21 protein-coding genes and 1 tRNA gene are annotated in these 17,180 nt (G+C 33.5%); 13 read left to right on the forward strand and 9 right to left on the reverse strand.

Annotation, left to right across the window (positions count from 1 at the left end; translation table 11 throughout):
* The first annotated feature begins 89 nt into the window (after positions 1–89).
* The 5 genes from QP953_RS16195 (at position 90) to QP953_RS16215 (ending at position 3,144) form a co-directional block, all read left to right on the forward strand.
* Positions 90–800 (forward strand): leucine-rich repeat domain-containing protein, encoded by a 711-nt coding sequence (locus tag QP953_RS16195; RefSeq protein ID WP_309551815.1) that lies wholly within the window; start codon positions 90–92, stop codon positions 798–800.
* Between the two features lie 197 nt (positions 801–997).
* Positions 998–1,324, forward strand: a complete 327-nt coding sequence (locus tag QP953_RS16200; protein WP_309551817.1) for a hypothetical protein — start codon at positions 998–1,000, stop codon at positions 1,322–1,324.
* A 62-nt stretch (positions 1,325–1,386) separates the two neighbouring features.
* Positions 1,387–1,656 carry a hypothetical protein gene (locus QP953_RS16205; RefSeq protein ID WP_309551819.1) on the forward strand — a complete coding sequence of 90 codons (270 nt, stop codon included), beginning with the start codon at positions 1,387–1,389 and terminating at the stop codon, positions 1,654–1,656.
* A gap of 182 nt (positions 1,657–1,838) precedes the next feature.
* Positions 1,839–2,435 (forward strand): ankyrin repeat domain-containing protein, encoded by a 597-nt coding sequence (locus tag QP953_RS16210; RefSeq protein ID WP_309551820.1) that lies wholly within the window; start codon positions 1,839–1,841, stop codon positions 2,433–2,435.
* Positions 2,436–2,640: 205 nt separating this feature from the next.
* Positions 2,641–3,144 carry a hypothetical protein gene (locus tag QP953_RS16215; protein ID WP_309551821.1) on the forward strand — a complete coding sequence of 168 codons (504 nt, stop codon included), beginning with the start codon at positions 2,641–2,643 and terminating at the stop codon, positions 3,142–3,144.
* Positions 3,145–3,269: 125 nt separating this feature from the next.
* Here the strand turns inward: QP953_RS16215 and QP953_RS16220 are convergent, their stop codons facing one another.
* The 5 genes from QP953_RS16220 to QP953_RS16240 form a co-directional block, all read right to left on the reverse strand.
* Positions 3,270–3,578 carry a hypothetical protein gene (locus QP953_RS16220; protein ID WP_309551823.1) on the reverse strand — a complete coding sequence of 103 codons (309 nt, stop codon included), beginning with the start codon at positions 3,576–3,578 and terminating at the stop codon, positions 3,270–3,272.
* Between the two features lie 92 nt (positions 3,579–3,670).
* Positions 3,671–3,892 carry a hypothetical protein gene (locus QP953_RS16225; RefSeq protein ID WP_309551824.1) on the reverse strand — a complete coding sequence of 74 codons (222 nt, stop codon included), beginning with the start codon at positions 3,890–3,892 and terminating at the stop codon, positions 3,671–3,673.
* A gap of 2 nt (positions 3,893–3,894) precedes the next feature.
* Positions 3,895–4,488, reverse strand: coding sequence for an N-acetylmuramoyl-L-alanine amidase (locus QP953_RS16230; protein WP_309551826.1), 594 nt, complete (start codon positions 4,486–4,488; stop codon positions 3,895–3,897).
* A gap of 58 nt (positions 4,489–4,546) precedes the next feature.
* A complete protein-coding gene (locus QP953_RS16235; protein WP_309551828.1) occupies positions 4,547–4,798 on the reverse strand; it encodes a hypothetical protein in 252 nt (83 codons plus the stop codon).
* Between the two features lie 19 nt (positions 4,799–4,817).
* Positions 4,818–5,090: a hypothetical protein gene (locus tag QP953_RS16240; protein WP_309551829.1), complete on the reverse strand. Its 273-nt coding sequence runs from the start codon at positions 5,088–5,090 to the stop codon at positions 4,818–4,820.
* A gap of 625 nt (positions 5,091–5,715) precedes the next feature.
* On the opposite strand from QP953_RS16240, the gene QP953_RS16245 reads away from it, so the two are divergent.
* The 8 genes from QP953_RS16245 (at position 5,716) to QP953_RS16280 (ending at position 13,227) form a co-directional block, all read left to right on the forward strand.
* Positions 5,716–6,084 carry a helix-turn-helix transcriptional regulator gene (locus QP953_RS16245; protein WP_309551831.1) on the forward strand — a complete coding sequence of 123 codons (369 nt, stop codon included), beginning with the start codon at positions 5,716–5,718 and terminating at the stop codon, positions 6,082–6,084.
* Positions 6,085–6,257: 173 nt separating this feature from the next.
* Positions 6,258–6,827 (forward strand): hypothetical protein, encoded by a 570-nt coding sequence (locus QP953_RS16250; protein WP_309551833.1) that lies wholly within the window; start codon positions 6,258–6,260, stop codon positions 6,825–6,827.
* A 561-nt stretch (positions 6,828–7,388) separates the two neighbouring features.
* Positions 7,389–9,122: a hypothetical protein gene (locus QP953_RS16255; RefSeq protein WP_309551835.1), complete on the forward strand. Its 1,734-nt coding sequence runs from the start codon at positions 7,389–7,391 to the stop codon at positions 9,120–9,122.
* A gap of 341 nt (positions 9,123–9,463) precedes the next feature.
* Complete coding sequence (locus QP953_RS16260) at positions 9,464–10,468, forward strand: IS110 family transposase (RefSeq protein ID WP_309551837.1); 1,005 nt, start codon at positions 9,464–9,466, stop codon at positions 10,466–10,468.
* Between the two features lie 249 nt (positions 10,469–10,717).
* On the forward strand, positions 10,718–11,338 hold the full coding sequence (locus tag QP953_RS16265) for a hypothetical protein (protein WP_309551838.1): 621 nt from the start codon (positions 10,718–10,720) through the stop codon (positions 11,336–11,338).
* A gap of 210 nt (positions 11,339–11,548) precedes the next feature.
* Positions 11,549–12,355 carry a hypothetical protein gene (locus QP953_RS16270; protein ID WP_309551840.1) on the forward strand — a complete coding sequence of 269 codons (807 nt, stop codon included), beginning with the start codon at positions 11,549–11,551 and terminating at the stop codon, positions 12,353–12,355.
* A gap of 4 nt (positions 12,356–12,359) precedes the next feature.
* A tRNA-OTHER gene (locus QP953_RS16275) sits at positions 12,360–12,459 on the forward strand.
* Positions 12,460–12,753: 294 nt separating this feature from the next.
* Complete coding sequence (locus tag QP953_RS16280; RefSeq protein WP_309551842.1) at positions 12,754–13,227, forward strand: hypothetical protein; 474 nt, start codon at positions 12,754–12,756, stop codon at positions 13,225–13,227.
* Positions 13,228–13,467: 240 nt separating this feature from the next.
* Here the strand turns inward: QP953_RS16280 and QP953_RS16285 are convergent, their stop codons facing one another.
* From QP953_RS16285 to QP953_RS16300, 4 genes are all read right to left on the reverse strand, one after another.
* Positions 13,468–14,628 (reverse strand): site-specific integrase, encoded by a 1,161-nt coding sequence (locus QP953_RS16285; protein WP_309551844.1) that lies wholly within the window; start codon positions 14,626–14,628, stop codon positions 13,468–13,470.
* Between the two features lie 676 nt (positions 14,629–15,304).
* Positions 15,305–16,213, reverse strand: coding sequence for an LPD1 domain-containing protein (locus QP953_RS16290; protein ID WP_309551845.1), 909 nt, complete (start codon positions 16,211–16,213; stop codon positions 15,305–15,307).
* 1 nt (position 16,214) lies between these two features.
* Complete coding sequence (locus tag QP953_RS16295; RefSeq protein WP_309551846.1) at positions 16,215–16,337, reverse strand: hypothetical protein; 123 nt, start codon at positions 16,335–16,337, stop codon at positions 16,215–16,217.
* A 117-nt stretch (positions 16,338–16,454) separates the two neighbouring features.
* Positions 16,455–17,120, reverse strand: coding sequence for a site-specific DNA-methyltransferase (locus tag QP953_RS16300; RefSeq protein ID WP_309551847.1), 666 nt, complete (start codon positions 17,118–17,120; stop codon positions 16,455–16,457).
* Positions 17,121–17,180 lie beyond the last annotated feature (60 nt).

Below are 17,180 nucleotides of genomic sequence, written 5' to 3' on the forward strand. Positions count from 1 at the left end.
CACGACTTGTGGTACTTCATATAATATATCAATACGTTATCTACAATTACACATTAATAAAATTAACTTACACACAAAAACAAATAAGCATGTTACAAAATTTAGAATTATGTATCGAAAAACTAAATACAGACCATAATAAAGCAATTGGAGAAGCAATTAAGAACGAGACTCTTGATTCTTGGTGGGAAGATCCAACTTTAAAAGAAAAGCTAGAAGCCATTACAATATTAGAACTATGCAATATGGAAATAGAAATATTACCAGCCTCAATAGATCGTTTCATTAATTTAGATTCTTTTTATATTAACTCAAACTCACTAACTGAATTGCCAGATTCTATTGGTAACTTGAAACAGTTAGAAGGATTATTCTTACCAGGTAATCAATTAGAAAAATTACCAGAATCCATTGGTAAATTAACGAATTTGATAGGCTTAGATCTTTCTGAAAATAAATTGAAAGAATTACCAGAATCTATTGGGAATTTATCTAATCTAGAAGAATTAAATTTAGAAGACAATGAATTGACCCAATTACCTGACACTATTGGAAATTTAATAAATTTATCTAGTCGTTTGGTGCTCAATAATAATCAATTGAAAAAATTACCAAAGTCCATCGGAAATTTAGTTAATCTATATGAATTAAGTTTAAGAGAGAATCAACTAAAAGATCTTCCTGAATCTATCGAAAAAATGGAAGAATTAAGTGTTTTAGACCTTGAAAGTAATCTAATAGAGGAAAGTGTTTTAGATAAAGTGAGAATGACTTTCCCTGATTGTGAAATATACAGTTAATAAAAAACTGAACAAAAGTTGTTCCTAGTTAAAACTGATTTAATGGTAAAGGCAACAATAGCATGGTTCAGTTTAGTGGAACGCTTTTTTAAGAGAATAGAATCTTCGCTCTAGTATCAATAGTTTCTATTTTGTATATCTATTTCATTCGTATCTAAAACTATTATTCCATATTACTAAACTAAATATATATACTCATGGTACATTCCTCGAACAGCGAAAAAGGAGTGAACGCATGTACACCACCACAAAATCAATTTAAATTAAATATTGTGACAGAAAAAGAGAAAAATGATTACAGAAAAGCCTTAATACCTGACTCAAATAAAAGTTTCGATTCTGAATTCATAAGAACAACCAATCTTGAGCGAACAATTATTGATAAGTATGGATTTGAAGGGCTTCGACTTCTCTTTGAGAATAGAAATAGTGCCAATTATTATAAACTAAGTCAATTTCCGAATAACTCTCCTTGGACTTATTTAAACAATAAAAATTTAAGTGAGTTTATTAGATATTATTAGGAATAAAGCATGACCGCGCGTACGCATACGCAAGGCAGGATTATTTTTCGTATATTAAAAGCATGAACCATGATAACTTAAAAAAGAATCCGACAAATTTCTTGTCCCTAACGAGCCTAAAGGTAGAAGAGTTTGAAAAACTTCTATCCGTATTTTATGGTGCCCGAGATAAAATTTTGAGATTGGCGGAAATTGATCCAGACTACAGCTATTATGAGCTTGCCTTGAGGTATGGCATAGATCTGAAAAGAATGTACTTAGACTCAAAATTCTCTTCGAATAAAGCAGGAGGAAAGAAAGGTGGATATTTTAAGAAATTCTTCAAGAAATAAACATACTGCTAACAATGTATATATTTTCATCCCACGGTTTTAGGGCTAAAGCTAAAGTCTTGGGGCTTTGCCCTAAACCGCAAAATCTTCGATTTTGCTTCGGGATTAGTTATATTTCTTTTCGCATATTTTGTGGCACATAATACATACGAGCCGCTCTAAACAATTAATTCAAACTAAAAATGAATAGTAAAAGAAGTCTGGAAAAGGCGATTTTCGCAAAAAATGTGGAAAAAGTTGCTTCAATAATTAACTCAACAGAAAATTTTGAATCCAAAGTTTCCTTACACATTGGATTAAACTTTAAGGATCCGTGGTTTCCAATGAAAGGTTACGTAGAAATAAATAGACTACTTTGTTCTAGCGGGAAATTTGATTTGGATGAACTACAAAACGGTAAGACCCCATTGACAGCTTTAGCAGAAAAGTGCCATAATTCCACAGAAACATATGCCGAAATATTTTCTCATTTTTTAAAAGCTGGAGCTAATCCAAATATTTTAGATAAAAAAGGTTGGAGTCCATTAGCCTACTGTATAAGCAAATTAAACGTTTCACCTCGAATAGTTGAAAGTCTTCTAAACTCAAATGCGGATGTTAATCTAATTGTAGAATCAAATGATTTCATTGGGATTCCTAGAAGAAGTATTCTGGGAATGGCTTACTATAACTCAAAACATTTTTTCACAAAGCTAGTAGATTTAGGTGCTGAAATGACGAAAGAAGAAATTCAAGAATTAAAAGATAGAAAATTCCCCTTAGAACCTAAAACTGTTTAGAACAAGGTGTATAACCAATTGCCTTACAAGTCTATTGCACAAACCCAAGCAAAAGGCAGACACTAATCGTTGGCTGCAATTCAACCATTTCTGTTTATTAAAGTTTTAAAAGAGCATCTTACTTTTTCTGATAAATAGCTTTTTTTGAGTTTGCTTAAAAAAACATAGATAACTACCTTTACAATCTACTAAAAACAACTACTTAATGATACAAAAGATATCCTTCTTCTTATTCCTTTTTTGCTTTTTTACTTTTTTGTGCAGTTGTAAAAAGGAATCCTTCCCAGAGCAGAAAGAAAAAATTCCAATATACAACGGCACCCTATCTGTAACAAATATAGATCACAACGTCCAATTCAATGGAGGGCCTCCTATTGTAACTAGAGATACGACCCATACCAACTTTAATAAAACGATTGAATTTGTCTATAATGAAAGTGATAATGAAATTATTTTGTTACCAGATTCTTTGGGGGTTGCTCCTTTCGGTCATGATTCCATTACATTGGTTAGAACCTTAAGTAATTCCCTTTTTACAGAATACAGATACAGTTATATACTACAAACTAATGATTCTTTTAAATGGACATATAAGGCTCGGTTTTATACTTCTGAAGATAGTCTCTACCTTCATAAATATTATGAATTTCGCGATTATTATGGCTACCACCAAGAATACATTACCAGTGAATTTAATGGTACTTTATAAGATAATTTTAAGTTTATGACACCTACATTAAGTTTTTGGTATAAATCAAAAATTCTAAATGCACCTAAAAAAGAAAACTAACAATAATAAAACCACAATCAACAAGACGCAGTACGAGACCAAAATCACTTCATCTTAGCCCCAAAACCAAACAACCGCACTCCAATGTTTACAGAATGCACATTCTGCAACAAATCATAATCATAACCAACCGCCCAACCCTTCGCAGAAACAAATTGTAACCCAAGCCGAACACTAGAAAATTGGTTCACATTCCCACCAACGCCACCCGTTAGTAGCAACGTACTAACGGGCGTTGGAACAGGCTTTAAAACCTCTATTTTTTTAGTAATCAATTGGGGTATTTTCAACTTGTAATCCAAGGCATTTTTTAAAAGCTGTCCTTTCACCGTCGATTCATAATAAAGCGTCAAATTATCCTCCTTGATACTATCCCTGTATAAGTTCGCCTTTTCGTGCTTAGACGTGTCAATTTTAGCTGTTGGAACGCTGCTCCCTGTACTGTCTACAAAACAATAATAGGCTTTGGCGTGGACTGCCTTGGCATTTGTATAATAATGGGCGGTGGTGGTGTCGTGTCGATGGATATAATTCTTTCTTGAGGCGATGCTGTTGGTTCTGTTGAAAAGCGAACGTTTATTATATCCGAGAGCAAATAAAAAGTACTAAGCGCAAGATTTGCAATAAGCAAAATATACAGCAATCTATTTTTGTTTTGATTCGTCATGGCTAAGAATGGTATTTAATAAAGTTTTCGATAATATCCACCACATAAGCGGCAGCTCTGTCTCTTCCCTCATTGGATAGCAAGTACTTTTTACATTCCTCGTAATTGTCCATAAAGAACAGCTCCAAGATAATGGCAGGGTTATCTGTCTTGGCAAGTATATCCCAATTCTTGCGCTTGATCCCTCGAAACTTACTTTCAGGAAAATGCTTTTTAAACAAAGCTTCTGTCCATCTTGCCAAAGCTTTGCTTTTAGAACTGGATTGTCTAGCGATCCAAGTCTCGCAACCGTGACCACCGCCTGCATTAGAATGTAGATCAATTAAAAAAGTCCTTTTTTGGCTCATTTTGTACAGGTAATCTGCTCTTGAAATCCTTGTACTCATGTGGATGTCTTTTTGTTCAGGCACAAGGTCATAAAAAGGAATGCCCTTGGCGGTGAGCTGCTCCATTACACGAGCTTTGATCGCTCGGTTATATTCCCCCTCGTAGATGGTGGTACCATCTTTAAATGTGTAGCGTTTGCCCTTGGTTTGGTACACGCCGCCAATCATGCCGCCGTGTCCATTTCCAAGGACTGGAATTAGTTGATTCATGGTCTTTTTAAGAGTTGTTTAAGTCTGTTTTGTGTTCTGCTTGAACTTCAAACCTTGTTTAATGCAAATAGGCTTCTAAAAATTTCCATTCTTCGTGGTATTTTCGAACCGTTCTTGGTTTTACGCCTAAGAGAACCGCTGCTTCCTCTGTCGTAATTTTTACGTTTTTTAAAATCGCTACCCTTCGAGCGATCCGCTCATAGGTCTCTTTTGCCTTTCTGTACTGCTCTATTTGCTGTTCTAATTGAATTTTGAGTTCCTCGACCTCCATCGGTCCTCCTTTTTTAATTACTCCCTGTCTGCTATCCAAAGCACACGGAGTACTATTTTTAATACATTAATTGCTTATATTCTCGAGCCGATAAGGCATCGTAACCCAGTTCGTATTTTTGAACCAATTCTTTTAAATCTCGCCCCAAGATCACCGCCAGTTTTGGAATCGTGTCGTAGGTTAATAAAGTAGGTTTGCGCAAGCGCATTGTCGTCATTCTTGTACTCAAGCCCAATTGTTCGGGCAAGCTCTTAAAATCCGCTGCCGATAGGGTGTTGAAGACAAAGTCATAAAAAGTGTCTGGACGCTCGTTTGTGGTCGCTTTTTTCATTGGTTTACTCAATTTTTTTTATCTGTTTGTTTGGTAATAGACAAAGCTCCGCCGAACCGCCGATTTGTTGCCGTTGCTTTACTTTATCCGATCTAATTGGTTTTTGCGCTAGTGAAGAGAATCGAACTCTTTTAGCAGTTGCCCCTGCCCTTTTTCCTTGAAACACTAGACATATATATCTAAATACAGTAACAAAACCCTTTGTTTTGCTGTCGTTTAGAAAAATTGGACGCTAGAAGTTTCCTTCTAATTGCCGACGACCATCCCCATAGAGCCAACAATTCTTTGCAGCGCGTCCAACCATTCAACCTCCTTTGACTGAATTTTTTCCCCTTTTTTTTCGCCTTTTTTTAACATTTTGTCTACATTGGTCTACATACGTCTACATTGGTTGACATAAGTGTTAAAAAAATCTTAAAGACTTCTTAAGAAAGTCTTAACGCTTTTTTTGCCTATTAAATACTTTTTGGCGTGTTTTAATACAGTTTTGTTTTTACTCAAAATGCCATTGATGCATATTTAAATTTCTTTGTTGAAACAAATATATCTGTTTATTTACTAAAAAGCAAATAAAAATATCTAAAAAGATATTTAAATTTCTATTTAAGAAAATTAATATAAACAAATGCCTGTTAATGATAGATTTACATCTTTGATAAAAATAATAGACAAAACATCTAATGCTCTTTCTAAAGATATTGGAGTTACAGCTCCTACTATCAGAAAAATAGAAAAAGGCGTTACTTTGCCTAGTGGTAAGATTTTAACTTTTTTAGTTGAAGAATACAATGTAAATGTAAATTGGCTACTAACAGGAAAAGGCAAGATGTTTCTTGAAGGTGAGGAATCAAGCATTGATAAAACAGATTCTTCAAATAGTAGAAACTCAACTTGCACAGATGTAAAACTACTGAATGATAAAATTGCTCTACTGGAGCAGTCTATAAAGGACAAAGAAAAACTTATTTCTATGCTTGAAAAAAATCAGAAATAGGAAAGCGAGGAGTCGCTTTTTTTTGCCTTTATGTATGTGTAAAAACTTTATAGAATATTGATTAATTTTTAACAAAGTGCCTAAAGCTGTATAGATAGATTGTGTATATAGATCGCTATGTGTGTTTGTATCTACAATTGTGTATATGTGGTTGTTGGCGGTAATTAAAAGAAATGGAAAATCTCGACTTTAAGAAATACTTCCTGAGAACATTAGTCATTGCACTTTCAGTAAGTGCTTTAATCGGAATATTCATTTTTCTCATAGGCAACTTTGGAGAAACGGAATTTCGACTGCTATTAACAACCCTAACAATTAGCGGCTACAGCTTGACAGGCCTTTGCAGTGCGACAAATCAAAAAAAGCCAGATTTAAGACCTTTTTCAATTGTTGGAATGCTCATTTCAGTAATAGGTTTTGTAGTCACTCTTGGAGCGATTTGGGAAATAATAGACTTTAATGACATATGGAAAACTATGGTGGTCTTTATTATCCTATCTGTAGCAATAGCGCATATTTCTCTCCTACTTCTAATTTCTCCAAAGACCGACAATGTAAGATATTCATTAATCGCAACAATAGTTTTTGTGTCCACAGTCGCTTTGATGTTAATTAAATATACAATGACAGAATTTGAAGAATCTGAATTCTACTTTAGACTTCTAGGCGTCTTTTCAATACTTGATGTTCTAGGAACTATTGCAACCCCGATTTTGAATAAAATAACTGAGAAAAAAGAATAAAAAACTACCGCCAACAAAGGCTATAAATCATGTCGCTTCGCGCCACGCTTCATAGTCAAACCGTTACAAAAAAAGCAAAACAGGTCACTTTTTGAGTGACCTGTTCCTAATTCCTACCAATCCACCCCATCCAAAGCATCGTTCACCATCTTACTAGACAGATGCAAATACACCATTGTTGTTTCAATCTTAGAATGTTGTAGAATCACCTTTAAAATATAAAGCGGAATTTTAGCTGCCAATTGCTCTACTGGAGCAGTCTATAAAAGACAAAGAAAAACTTATTTCTATACTTGAGAAAAATCAGAAATAGGAAAGCGAGGGTTCGCTTTTTTTTGCCTTTATGTATGTGTGAAAATTTTATAGAATATTGATTAATTTTTAACAAAGTGCCTAAAGCTGTATAGATAGATTGTGTATATAGATCGCTATATGTGCTTGTATATGCAATTGTGTATATATGGTAGTTGTCGGGCATTAGAAAAAATAAATCTTTATTTACCTCTAATTTCAGAAAAATTATTATTATTCTTTTTTATTTATTTGAATATTAATACCAAAATGGAAAAACCCAAAATTTGTACGCTTGATTTAGATGAAACATCTACTTCACTTCTAACTGATAATGAGTTTAATTTATACATTGGAAGTTTGGGAGTACGAACAAAAGTTCCTAATAACAGAAGAGGCGATTCTCATTATTGCTTACCAAGTTTAAATTACCCCCAAAATTTGCATGAATACGATATTATTATCGTTGATTTAAAGAATAAAGAAGCTGTTGAATGGAAATTTGAAAATCATCAGAGGAAAGAAATTTCAAGTAACTCAATAATAAAAGTTGTAAGTGCTTATCCAGAGACCATATTTAATTCAAAAGCTTTAGGCCTTCATCTTTTAGAGAAAGATATATCTTCATTTCCACAAAAGGTATTATTCATTGTTTTTGCAGATGAAAAAACTGAGACTGAATATAAGTTTGTAAGTATAACCGATTCTTTTACCGACACTTTACCCAAAGAAGTTTATTCAAATTATTCTTTCACAAAATTTCCTTACATTCAAAACAAATATGGTGAAGAAACAATCATAGCAAATTCCATTGATTCTGAGTTAGCTCAAATTTTATCTAAATATAACGCAAAGGCAACATATCATGTAATTTTTGATTTTCCTGAGATAAGAGATAAAGAAACTAATAAATATGTTCCTAACCCTTATTTCAAACCTCTCATGTTGAACAATACAAAGCAGATTGTATCTTTTAGACACTTATTCAACGATATGACTCTTTTTGTTTTTCCTCAGTTTGAGAACAAAGGAGAATTCTTATTAGATTTTCTAAAAAATTATGCCCCAAATATTTCTCCAGAACTTTTCCCCTCAATAATTAAAGATAATTGGACTTTAAACGAGAACTACTTTCTTCCGAATCATAAACTTATTTTACAAAAAATTGAGAGTGAGAAAAAGAGACACAAACAAAAAATAAAGGAATTAGAAGACGAATTAAATGAAAACTATGATTCTCATGCATTCTTGCATACTATGCTAATAGCAACAGGAGATGAATTAGTAACTGCTATGCTAAAATATTTACAATGGCTAGGATTTACTAATGCAGTTGATGCAGATAGTATTAATTCAGAATTGATAGTAGCAGGCAAAAAAGTAAAAGAAGAAGATATTCAAATTGAAACAGATAAAGGCTTAATAATAATTGAAGTCAAAGGAATAGGAGGAACATCTAAAGACTCTGAGTGCTCCCAAATTTCAAAAGTCAAATACCGACGTGGTAAAAAGAGACAATCTTATGATGTTTATGCCCATTATATAGTAAATCATCAAAGACACATTCCTCCTTTGCAAAGAGAAAATCCTCCTTTTTCCAAAGAACAACTTAATGATGCAAAAATAGAAGAAAGAGGGTTGATTACTACTTGGCAATTATTTAAATTATATTTCTTAATCGAAAAAAATATACTAACAAAAGCAAAAGCTCGTCAAAAATTTTACTTACAAAATGGTCTATTCGATTTAAAACCAGAATGTAAATACTTAAATAAAACTGAAGAAATTTTTAAAGAGGGCAAAGTAATTATACTCAACATTAAAGGTACAGAAATCAAAGTTGGAGATGAACTTTTAATTGAAAAGGATGACGATTTTAACATTGTAAAAATAAAAAGCATTCAGATTGATAATAAACCTGTCTCAAAAACTTCAAATGGGGAAATAGGTCTAAGTCTAGATAAACCAGTTCAAAAAAACTCTTTAGTATATTTACTAAAATAAAACGGCTGACAACAAGAGCTATATATTCATCCCACATATAGGGCTAAAGCTAAATCCTCGTCGTATGTATTACACCGCAAAATCACAGATTTTGCTAGTATCACGAAGAAAAAATTACTAGCCTTTACTTTGTATCAGGTAATTCTATGAACTAAATAAAGTCGTATAATTAGAAAAAAGAGAAGTAGAGGTGAACTATCTTACTAGCAAAGCTAATAGGCTTATATTTTGCATTAGTCCTCTACATTCTCCCTTCGTTGAATAGCTTCAAATAGAATAATAGATTAGCAGATCTACTAAAGGCGTGAAAGAAATTCAACATCAAATTAATGATCTAAATTATGAAAAAGTATTCCCATTACATTGGTGTAGATGTATCTAAATTAAGCTTAGACTTATTAGCACTTAATTCATCCAATGAAATTGTTATATCAGCTTGTACAATAGCTAACAAAACAAGAGAAACTAAGACTTTCTTTTTAAACATTGTTAAACAATTAGGAGATAAAGATTTTGTAGTAGCTTTTGAGAATACAGGAGTCTATAGCTCTTTACTTGCATGTACATTGGAAGAACTAGATATTGATTACTGTCAATTATCTCCTTTAGATTTGTTCTTGAGTAAAGGACTCAGTAGAGGAAAGTCAGATAAAATAGATGCTTATAGAATTGCCCAATATACCTTATTTAATCGAATGAAGTTAAGCTTGAGTCAAAACAACCCAGCTTCAATAGAAAAACTAAAAGTCCTTCATTCTCAAAGAGAAAAGATTGTTAAGTCTATAAAAAAATATAAGAGCAATAAAGAATTAGAGGCTTTTTTGCCAAAGGAAATGCTTAAAGAATTGACAAAATCAAGCAAGAGTATCTTGAATAATTTAGAGAAGAACTTGAAGTTAATCGAACAAGCAATCTTAGCCACTATAAAATCTGAACGTCAACTTAAGATAGATTATGAGTTGGTCCAAAGTATTCCTGGTATTGGTCCTCAGATTGCTACTTATTTGATCATAGTAACTCGTGGTTTTTCAAAGTTCAAAAGCGCAAAAAAGTTAGCTTGTTATGCGGGAGTTGCGCCATTCCCATTTCAATCTGGAACGAGTATAAAAGGCAGGACAAAAGTAAGTCCCTTTGCTGATAAAAAATTAAAAAGTCTATTAATAATAGGTGCTCTCAATGCTAAAAGAGCGGATAGAGAATTAAATAACTACTACCTAAAAAAAGAAAGTGAAGGAAAGAATCCCATGCTTATTTTGAATAATATCGCAAACAAAATTTTGGGTAGAGTTTATGCGGTTATTAATAGGCAGCAGCCTTATATCAATACTCAAAAATTTGCTGCTTAAATATTGCTTCTTTTATTTGGTTTTATAGATAGAATGCAAAATCTGTGATTTTGCTCTAGGGATTAGCTATATTTAATGTCGCATAGCTTGTGGCACGCTATATAGCCAAACGTTATCTTTAATTAAGGAATTCAGTTTAGTTCAGCAAAAAGTTTAAATTGTTCAACGAAAAAAATAAGTCACTAAAGCAGATTAGATACTTTAACGAAAAGAAATTTTGGTAAAAAACATAAAAAAAGCATCATACTTATGTTATATGATATTAAATTAAAATTCTATTATAGCCCTCGCTCAGAAAGAGCTGATAGGCAAATGGATAGAAATGAAGAAAAAATAGATAAAATCTGTAGTAAATATAGTGTAAGTGGATATGGTTCTATCTATGAAGGTGACTATACATTTACAAATGTTCCCAAAGAACATCTTGATGATATAACAACAGCTTTTTCTAATGTTAATCCTGTTGTATCTGAAGTACCTTATGAAACTTTAGGAATGCGCTTAGAGACAAAGAGTGATGTGCTCTCTAGACAAATAAAAAAATGGCGGAAACATTATAGCGAAACTAATAGACAACTAGAAAGCGCAAAATGTTTTTTATACGGTTACAATGAGAATCAATCATATGTAATAAACGACAAAGCTTTTGAGGTAAAGCTTCAAACACCCATTAAATTAGAAGAATATAGCAATAAGCATGTCATGAAAATCGATGTTATAAAAAGAGAGAAAGGGGGTTCAATTCAATTAAAAAAAGTAGGAGAAGACTATTTTAATATTATGATGTTAGAGCAAAGCTCTTACCGATTAGTATTTGAAACTCTTTGTGCTGAGCTTAAAAAACAAAATGATGCTAAAAGAGAAGCTTAAAAAAGTAAAAAATGGGCATGCTGTCAAGGTAATTAGGCTCTAAATATCTACAATAAAAAACAAAATCGGGTAAGCTGTTTAAGGGGCTGAAGCAAAAATGCTAGCAAAATCTGTGATTTTGCTTTAGGGATTTGCTTATATTTCTGTTCGCATAGCTTGTTGCACCATATATAGCAAAACGTTGTGTGTAATTAGAGTAAAAAAACAAACATGATATTCAAATATAAAGCATATTCAAATTTATTAAGAGACTTAGGACGAGCTGACTATGTCATAGAGCTGTCTGAAATTGCTGCAAGAGATTTTATAAAACAAATGAATGAGACTAAATCTCCTGAAGAATTTCTAAAAGAAAAATCTCAACTCTATGGCATTTTAGTTTCATATGACTCAAGTAATACTTTTCAAAATCAAATAATTCTAGGATATATTGCAACAGTATATCACTTAACGGAAAATTTTTTCTATGAGTTACAAAGTGAATACAACCAATTTTCTTCTGAAAAATGGAGCTTTGTTTCAGGAAAAACTAAACTTGACCAAGTAATTACTTTTATTAAAAATAAAGGGAGAATAAATCATAAAGATTTCATTGATGATTACCTAATAGATACATTCTCCTATTATCACCAACTAAGAGTTTTCTTTTCTCATAAATCAACAACATCTGAAAATGAAATTAAGAATAAATGGAAAAAGGCACATGCTCATTATAATGAAGTCCTCTTGAATAAATATAGAATAAATAGTGGACCTAAAATTTTAAATCAAATAGATTTTGAAGATTTTTTCCTTTTTACTCAAATTTCAAAAGAATTAGCTTTAAAAATTAGTTCTCTATGCTACCCTCCTGCTACAGAACTAGCTAAAAAAAAAGAGATAAAGAAATTGAATAAATATAGGTCCAATAAAGAAAAACACTATCAAGGCATCGAAAATTGGTTAAAAACGGAATATGGCTTTGTAAAAGAAAATGATTCTGATATATTAGTTGATGAAATCATTGCTGAATTATAAAAATGGGCATTTCGTCTTATGGGTAAGACGCCTCCAGCCATCTTAGTATTTAGGTTTTAAGATGATTGGAGGAAAGGAAAGTTCGAATCTTTCAATGCTCACCAGCCCCAGAAGAAAAACTACACACAACAATTAGCGATCAAAATTAAGTGGGTCCATAAGACCCCACTAATTTTATCGTGTTGTTTACAAGAGCTACATATTCATCCCATATTTCGGGCTAAAGCTAAATTCTCGTCGTATGCACTACACCGCAAAATCAAAGATTTTGCATTCTGGGATTAACTACAGTTATAGGTAAATGACTTTTAACACATTGTATATACCAATATTATCTGTAATTCCTAGATTTTTTACTAAGTTAAATAGACATAAAAAACAGAAAATACCAACCTAAAATGAAATTGGGAATAAAGAGAAAGAAAATTTCTGAAGCAAATATCCAAGCTGAATTTTACCACCAATGCAGGTTGTATAAAATTCCTTTTTACCTTGAATTTAAATATGAAAACTCTCGTTTTGATGGTGTAGTTTTCGATACTAAAACTCATGAAATATTGATAATCGTAGAGTTTAAGAGTAAAGTGAAATCCAAAAAAGAATATAATACTCTGCAAATCAAAAAATATAAAAAATATAACCTGCCAATAATTGTTATTGATAAAGTGAGCCAAATCGAAGAAGGTATAATTAAAATTTTCAGAATATTATGGCAAACATCAGTCACTGAGGAAGAAAAAGAAAATATTGTTAGCAAAGTAAATGAATATAAAAATAAAAAAGACACTACCCTAGCACAACTTGAAAGTTCTTTAATAAGTCGATTTTTATATAAAAAAGAAATGGATAAAGTAAACAAAATAAAACTATAGACAATATATATATTCATCCCACATTTAGGACTAAAGAAAAAGCCCGTCGTATGAATTACACCTCTACTCCTCTTTTTTATATAATAATACGACTTTATTTAGTTCATAGAATTATCTAATACAAAGTAAAGGCTCTGGGACGTAGTAAATTAGATACATGGTATGGCATTCCGCACAGTTTTATACACTCACGTTACAAAAAAAAAACAGGTCACCCCAAAAGTGACCTGTTCCTAATTCCTACCAATCCACCCCATCCAAAGCATCATTCACCATCTTACTAGACAGATGCAAATACACCATTGTTGTTTCAATCTTAGAATGTTGTAGAATCGCCTTTAAAATATGCAACGGAATTTTAGCCGCCAAATGCGTGGCAAAGGTATGCCGAGCCACATGGCTTGTAATCGGTTTGGTGATGCCCGCCAAAACCGCCAACTCCTTTAGGGTGCGGTTAAAATACTGGTTGCTGTATTGATGAAAGACCCGCTCCTCTTTCGCCCCTGCAATTTGGTGCTTTTGAATCAATAGCTCTGGTTTCCTTAAATGCAATTTGTACAAGGGCAGCAAGAGCTGCTTGCTTGTCTTTTTAGCCACGATATTTAATAATAGCCCCTCTTTATCTTGGTCGATGTCTTTGTGACGAATGGCGCAAGTATCTGAGAAACGCAAGCCCGTATAACACGAAAATAAAAACATATCCCGAATTAGCTCCAGATAAAATTCATTCCGTTCAAAGGTCAAGACCTCGAGGCGCTCCACTTCCTCCGTAGATAATACAATCCGCTCGGTTGGTTGCGTTTTGGGTGTGAAATTTAGATAAGGATTTTTAGTAGCCTCCAATAGCCCCCGCCGAATTGCTTGGTTAATGTATTTTTTGACTTGCTTGTGGTGCGTGTATACCGTGTTGGTGTGTAGCCCTTTTCCAAATAAAAAGGTATCAAAATCATCAATCAAATTATACGTCAATTCCGAGAACTTGACATTCTTTTGAAATTCCCCCCAGTAATTTAAAGCCGTTTTGTGCTTCTTCTTCGTTATTTTGGTCAATTTGGTGTCCTGCTCTAGCTCGTACCGCCAAAAGTCCGTAAACGACTGCACATCGTCGTATTTAAAGTAATTTTCTAGCTGCTCCAAGGTCATCGAGCCGTGCTTCTTGATCCAATCCAAGACATAGGCTTCTAACTCGTCTAATTGCCGTCTTATTTCGGCGTTGTACTGCAAACTTTGGGGATGATTTTGGACTTGGTGGCTTTTTTTGTTCCATTGCGACGGCTTTAAATAAATGCCTGTTGAGAAATATTTTCTTTTCCCCTCCAGATACGCTCGTATTTGAACCAAAGCCGTACCGTCTTTTTTTAATTTGTTTTTAAAGTTGTATACCACTACAAATTGAATCATAATTTATCTTTTTTTATCTATTTACAATATTCGTGCAAATCCATAAAAAAGACAACCTATGAAGTCGAGAAATTCATTCATTTTTGCACCCCCAAAAATAGGCGGGTAACAAACGAGTAACAAAAAACAGCGTTTTTTTGCTCCTCAAAAACAGCAATAAAAGGAAATTTAAACCAGTAAGAAGGCGAAACAGCGATAAAACCTACATTACACAGTTTTTTTTCTCCTACAAACTTAATAAAAATAGGCAAAAAACGGGTAACAAATGGGTAACAAAAAAAATGCCCGTATGCCCTCTGAGGGCGTATAGGCTATGTTACCCAAAAAAAACAGCTCCCAAGCATAGGAGCAAAAAAAAAAGCTAGAACCTCGATGATTGCTAGCTTTTAATTTTATCTATGTAGACGTATGGTCGCCCAAGTAGTACCCGGAGCGGCTTAGTTGGACTTTTGCAGTACGTTCTCATTGCCAATAAAATAGGACTTTTTAGCCTTTGAAGGAAACATCTAAGATACATTTATCAAAGGCTTTTTTGTGTTCGTTTCAAATGAAAACAGCAGCTGCAGATCTCCAGGAAAAAACAAAACGCCACAACCACGATAAATACTGAATTTTTGAAAACGACTTTTGTAATTAATGAAAAAAAGTCCTCTAAAAAGCGTACTATTCAAGTACATTAAAACTTCGTGCGCATCAAAATAAACAACTGATCAAAAAGCGGCACCACTTTCTTTAATTCAGTAGGCGTCATATAAACCTCTCGAGTGTATTTGGTCTTAGTTAAGTAAGAATTAGCCACCCCTAAGCGCTTTAATTTATAGGCGATGTACTGCTCAAACAAACGGGCTAAAATTTCAGTACGTTCCACATAATAAGACCTATTAGAAAAGGCTTTAATTCGCTTGATAAAGGTTGATGATTCGGTTTTATTCGCATTCCAGTACGCCACCTCCAGTATATCTTCCATAGCAGAACGAATCGGATACGTTTTTTTATTGTATGGAATCCTTGTTGAGTTGGTACTACTTCCATTCGATAGCGAATAATAACGATTATGCGGCTCTACTAAAGAACCAAAGAAGTAATCTAGAAAGTGTCCATACTCATGCGCAAAAGACCCCACACCCCCCGAATTAACAAAACGAACGGCTTTACTTTTTGGGTTTTTATATCGAGTGGCTTCATAGTAACGGGTCATGTTGATAATATGCGTACTAGGTTCATAATGTGCCACCGCTCCTCGTTGTCCTCTAGCGCCAAAGGCAATGCCCAACGTACCATCTAAGCCCAAATTATTAGCCTTAAACTTTAGAACTTTGTTGAGATCATACAAACAAATTCCCAATCCTGCTAAATAATTAAAACGGTCTTCATTGGATACCCAGTTGCCAAACTGAAAACCTCTCAAATTAAATACCTTTTGGACATTGCGAACATCTTTGATTTTATGGAGAAAAACAGCAGGCAAAGAACCTTTTCTAAATTCTTTATAAATGGCTTGAAACCCTTTTCCACGCCACCAAGCCTCCATTTTGGAAACGCCTGTATCTGCTCCTCCTAAGGTATCGGTTATTTTAATAGCCATCTTATTTTTTTAGTTTTCCCAGTTTTTGAATGCGTTCTTGATTCAGTTCTTTAGTAGAGCAGCCCGAGCCGATTTTTAATTCATTTTTAGGCAGCTTTGCCTTGGTTTTTTTTAGTTTTTTCATGTGGTTTAAATTTAGTTTAGGAATAAAACAAAAGACTTCAAAAAAACTTAAACAAGACGCCTAAAAGGCGTAAAAAAACCCTTTAAACGTAGTTTAAAAGCCTTATTCTATCTTTCTTTAAGAGGGAACCGCTTTGATACGCTCCAATGCAATATTGTAATACTTTTCTTGAATCTCAAAACCTACAAAATTACGATTAAGACGCTTACAAGCTACGGCGGTGGTGCCACTTCCTGCAAAACAATCTAGGACGGTGTCGCCTTCGTTTTCAGTAGCAGACAAAACAAGCCTTTCAATCAATTCAATTGGTTTTTGTGTGGGGTGGACCTTCTCTCCATTGGTCTTTTTTGCTCCCGAGCTGAAGGCAGGCATTCGCCAAACATTTTGCCCTTTTTTATAGCGTTTGTACTGTGGTGAGGGATTGGTACAAAAGATAATATCTTCATGCGAATAGCTATAATAACAGCCTGCACCGCTAATTTTATCCCATGTAATACGGTTGCGGATGGTTAAAACCTCCTGTAACAGCTCATAAAATAAAGGATAGGTTCTCCAATCGCAAAAAACATATATTTCACCGTTGGGCTTTAATACTCGTTTCCATTGTTTAAAGACTTCTTTAAAGAACGGTTTTACCATGTTTAAATCGCTGTAGGTGCCTTTGGTGCCGTTGTGGGTCATGCCGCAAAAGTAGGGCGGATCGGTAATAATGGCGTCAATGGATTGGTGGTTGATTTGTTTTAAGCCGTCTAGGCAATCGTTTAATTTTAAGTCTATGTTCATAGGATTGGGTAAGCTTGTATTTTGTATTTTGTTTAGTTTAGGATTAAAAAATAAGTCAAG

Origin of the sequence: Aureispira sp. CCB-E (assembly GCF_031326345.1) — a bacterium.
Taxonomy (GTDB): domain Bacteria; phylum Bacteroidota; class Bacteroidia; order Chitinophagales; family Saprospiraceae; genus Aureispira.

What these genes read in the sequence shown, in the direction of transcription:
- QP953_RS16295 (WP_309551846.1), bottom strand. Translation starts at nt 16,337, where the DNA reads ATGAAAAAACTAAAAAAAACCAAGGCAAAGCTGCCTAAAAATGAATTA.
- QP953_RS16230 (WP_309551826.1), bottom strand. Translation starts at nt 4,488, where the DNA reads ATGAATCAACTAATTCCAGTCCTTGGAAATGGACACGGCGGCATGATT.
- QP953_RS16255 (WP_309551835.1), top strand. Translation starts at nt 7,389, where the DNA reads ATGGAAAAACCCAAAATTTGTACGCTTGATTTAGATGAAACATCTACT.
- QP953_RS16205 (WP_309551819.1), top strand. Translation starts at nt 1,387, where the DNA reads ATGAACCATGATAACTTAAAAAAGAATCCGACAAATTTCTTGTCCCTA.
- QP953_RS16270 (WP_309551840.1), top strand. Translation starts at nt 11,549, where the DNA reads ATGATATTCAAATATAAAGCATATTCAAATTTATTAAGAGACTTAGGA.
- QP953_RS16215 (WP_309551821.1), top strand. Translation starts at nt 2,641, where the DNA reads ATGATACAAAAGATATCCTTCTTCTTATTCCTTTTTTGCTTTTTTACT.
- QP953_RS16265 (WP_309551838.1), top strand. Translation starts at nt 10,718, where the DNA reads ATGTTATATGATATTAAATTAAAATTCTATTATAGCCCTCGCTCAGAA.
- QP953_RS16260 (WP_309551837.1), top strand. Translation starts at nt 9,464, where the DNA reads ATGAAAAAGTATTCCCATTACATTGGTGTAGATGTATCTAAATTAAGC.
- QP953_RS16280 (WP_309551842.1), top strand. Translation starts at nt 12,754, where the DNA reads ATGAAATTGGGAATAAAGAGAAAGAAAATTTCTGAAGCAAATATCCAA.
- QP953_RS16195 (WP_309551815.1), top strand. Translation starts at nt 90, where the DNA reads ATGTTACAAAATTTAGAATTATGTATCGAAAAACTAAATACAGACCAT.
- QP953_RS16240 (WP_309551829.1), bottom strand. Translation starts at nt 5,090, where the DNA reads ATGAAAAAAGCGACCACAAACGAGCGTCCAGACACTTTTTATGACTTT.
- QP953_RS16250 (WP_309551833.1), top strand. Translation starts at nt 6,258, where the DNA reads ATGGAAAATCTCGACTTTAAGAAATACTTCCTGAGAACATTAGTCATT.
- QP953_RS16245 (WP_309551831.1), top strand. Translation starts at nt 5,716, where the DNA reads ATGCCTGTTAATGATAGATTTACATCTTTGATAAAAATAATAGACAAA.
- QP953_RS16300 (WP_309551847.1), bottom strand. Translation starts at nt 17,120, where the DNA reads ATGAACATAGACTTAAAATTAAACGATTGCCTAGACGGCTTAAAACAA.
- QP953_RS16200 (WP_309551817.1), top strand. Translation starts at nt 998, where the DNA reads ATGGTACATTCCTCGAACAGCGAAAAAGGAGTGAACGCATGTACACCA.
- QP953_RS16225 (WP_309551824.1), bottom strand. Translation starts at nt 3,892, where the DNA reads ATGACGAATCAAAACAAAAATAGATTGCTGTATATTTTGCTTATTGCA.
- QP953_RS16210 (WP_309551820.1), top strand. Translation starts at nt 1,839, where the DNA reads ATGAATAGTAAAAGAAGTCTGGAAAAGGCGATTTTCGCAAAAAATGTG.
- QP953_RS16290 (WP_309551845.1), bottom strand. Translation starts at nt 16,213, where the DNA reads ATGGCTATTAAAATAACCGATACCTTAGGAGGAGCAGATACAGGCGTT.
- QP953_RS16285 (WP_309551844.1), bottom strand. Translation starts at nt 14,628, where the DNA reads ATGATTCAATTTGTAGTGGTATACAACTTTAAAAACAAATTAAAAAAA.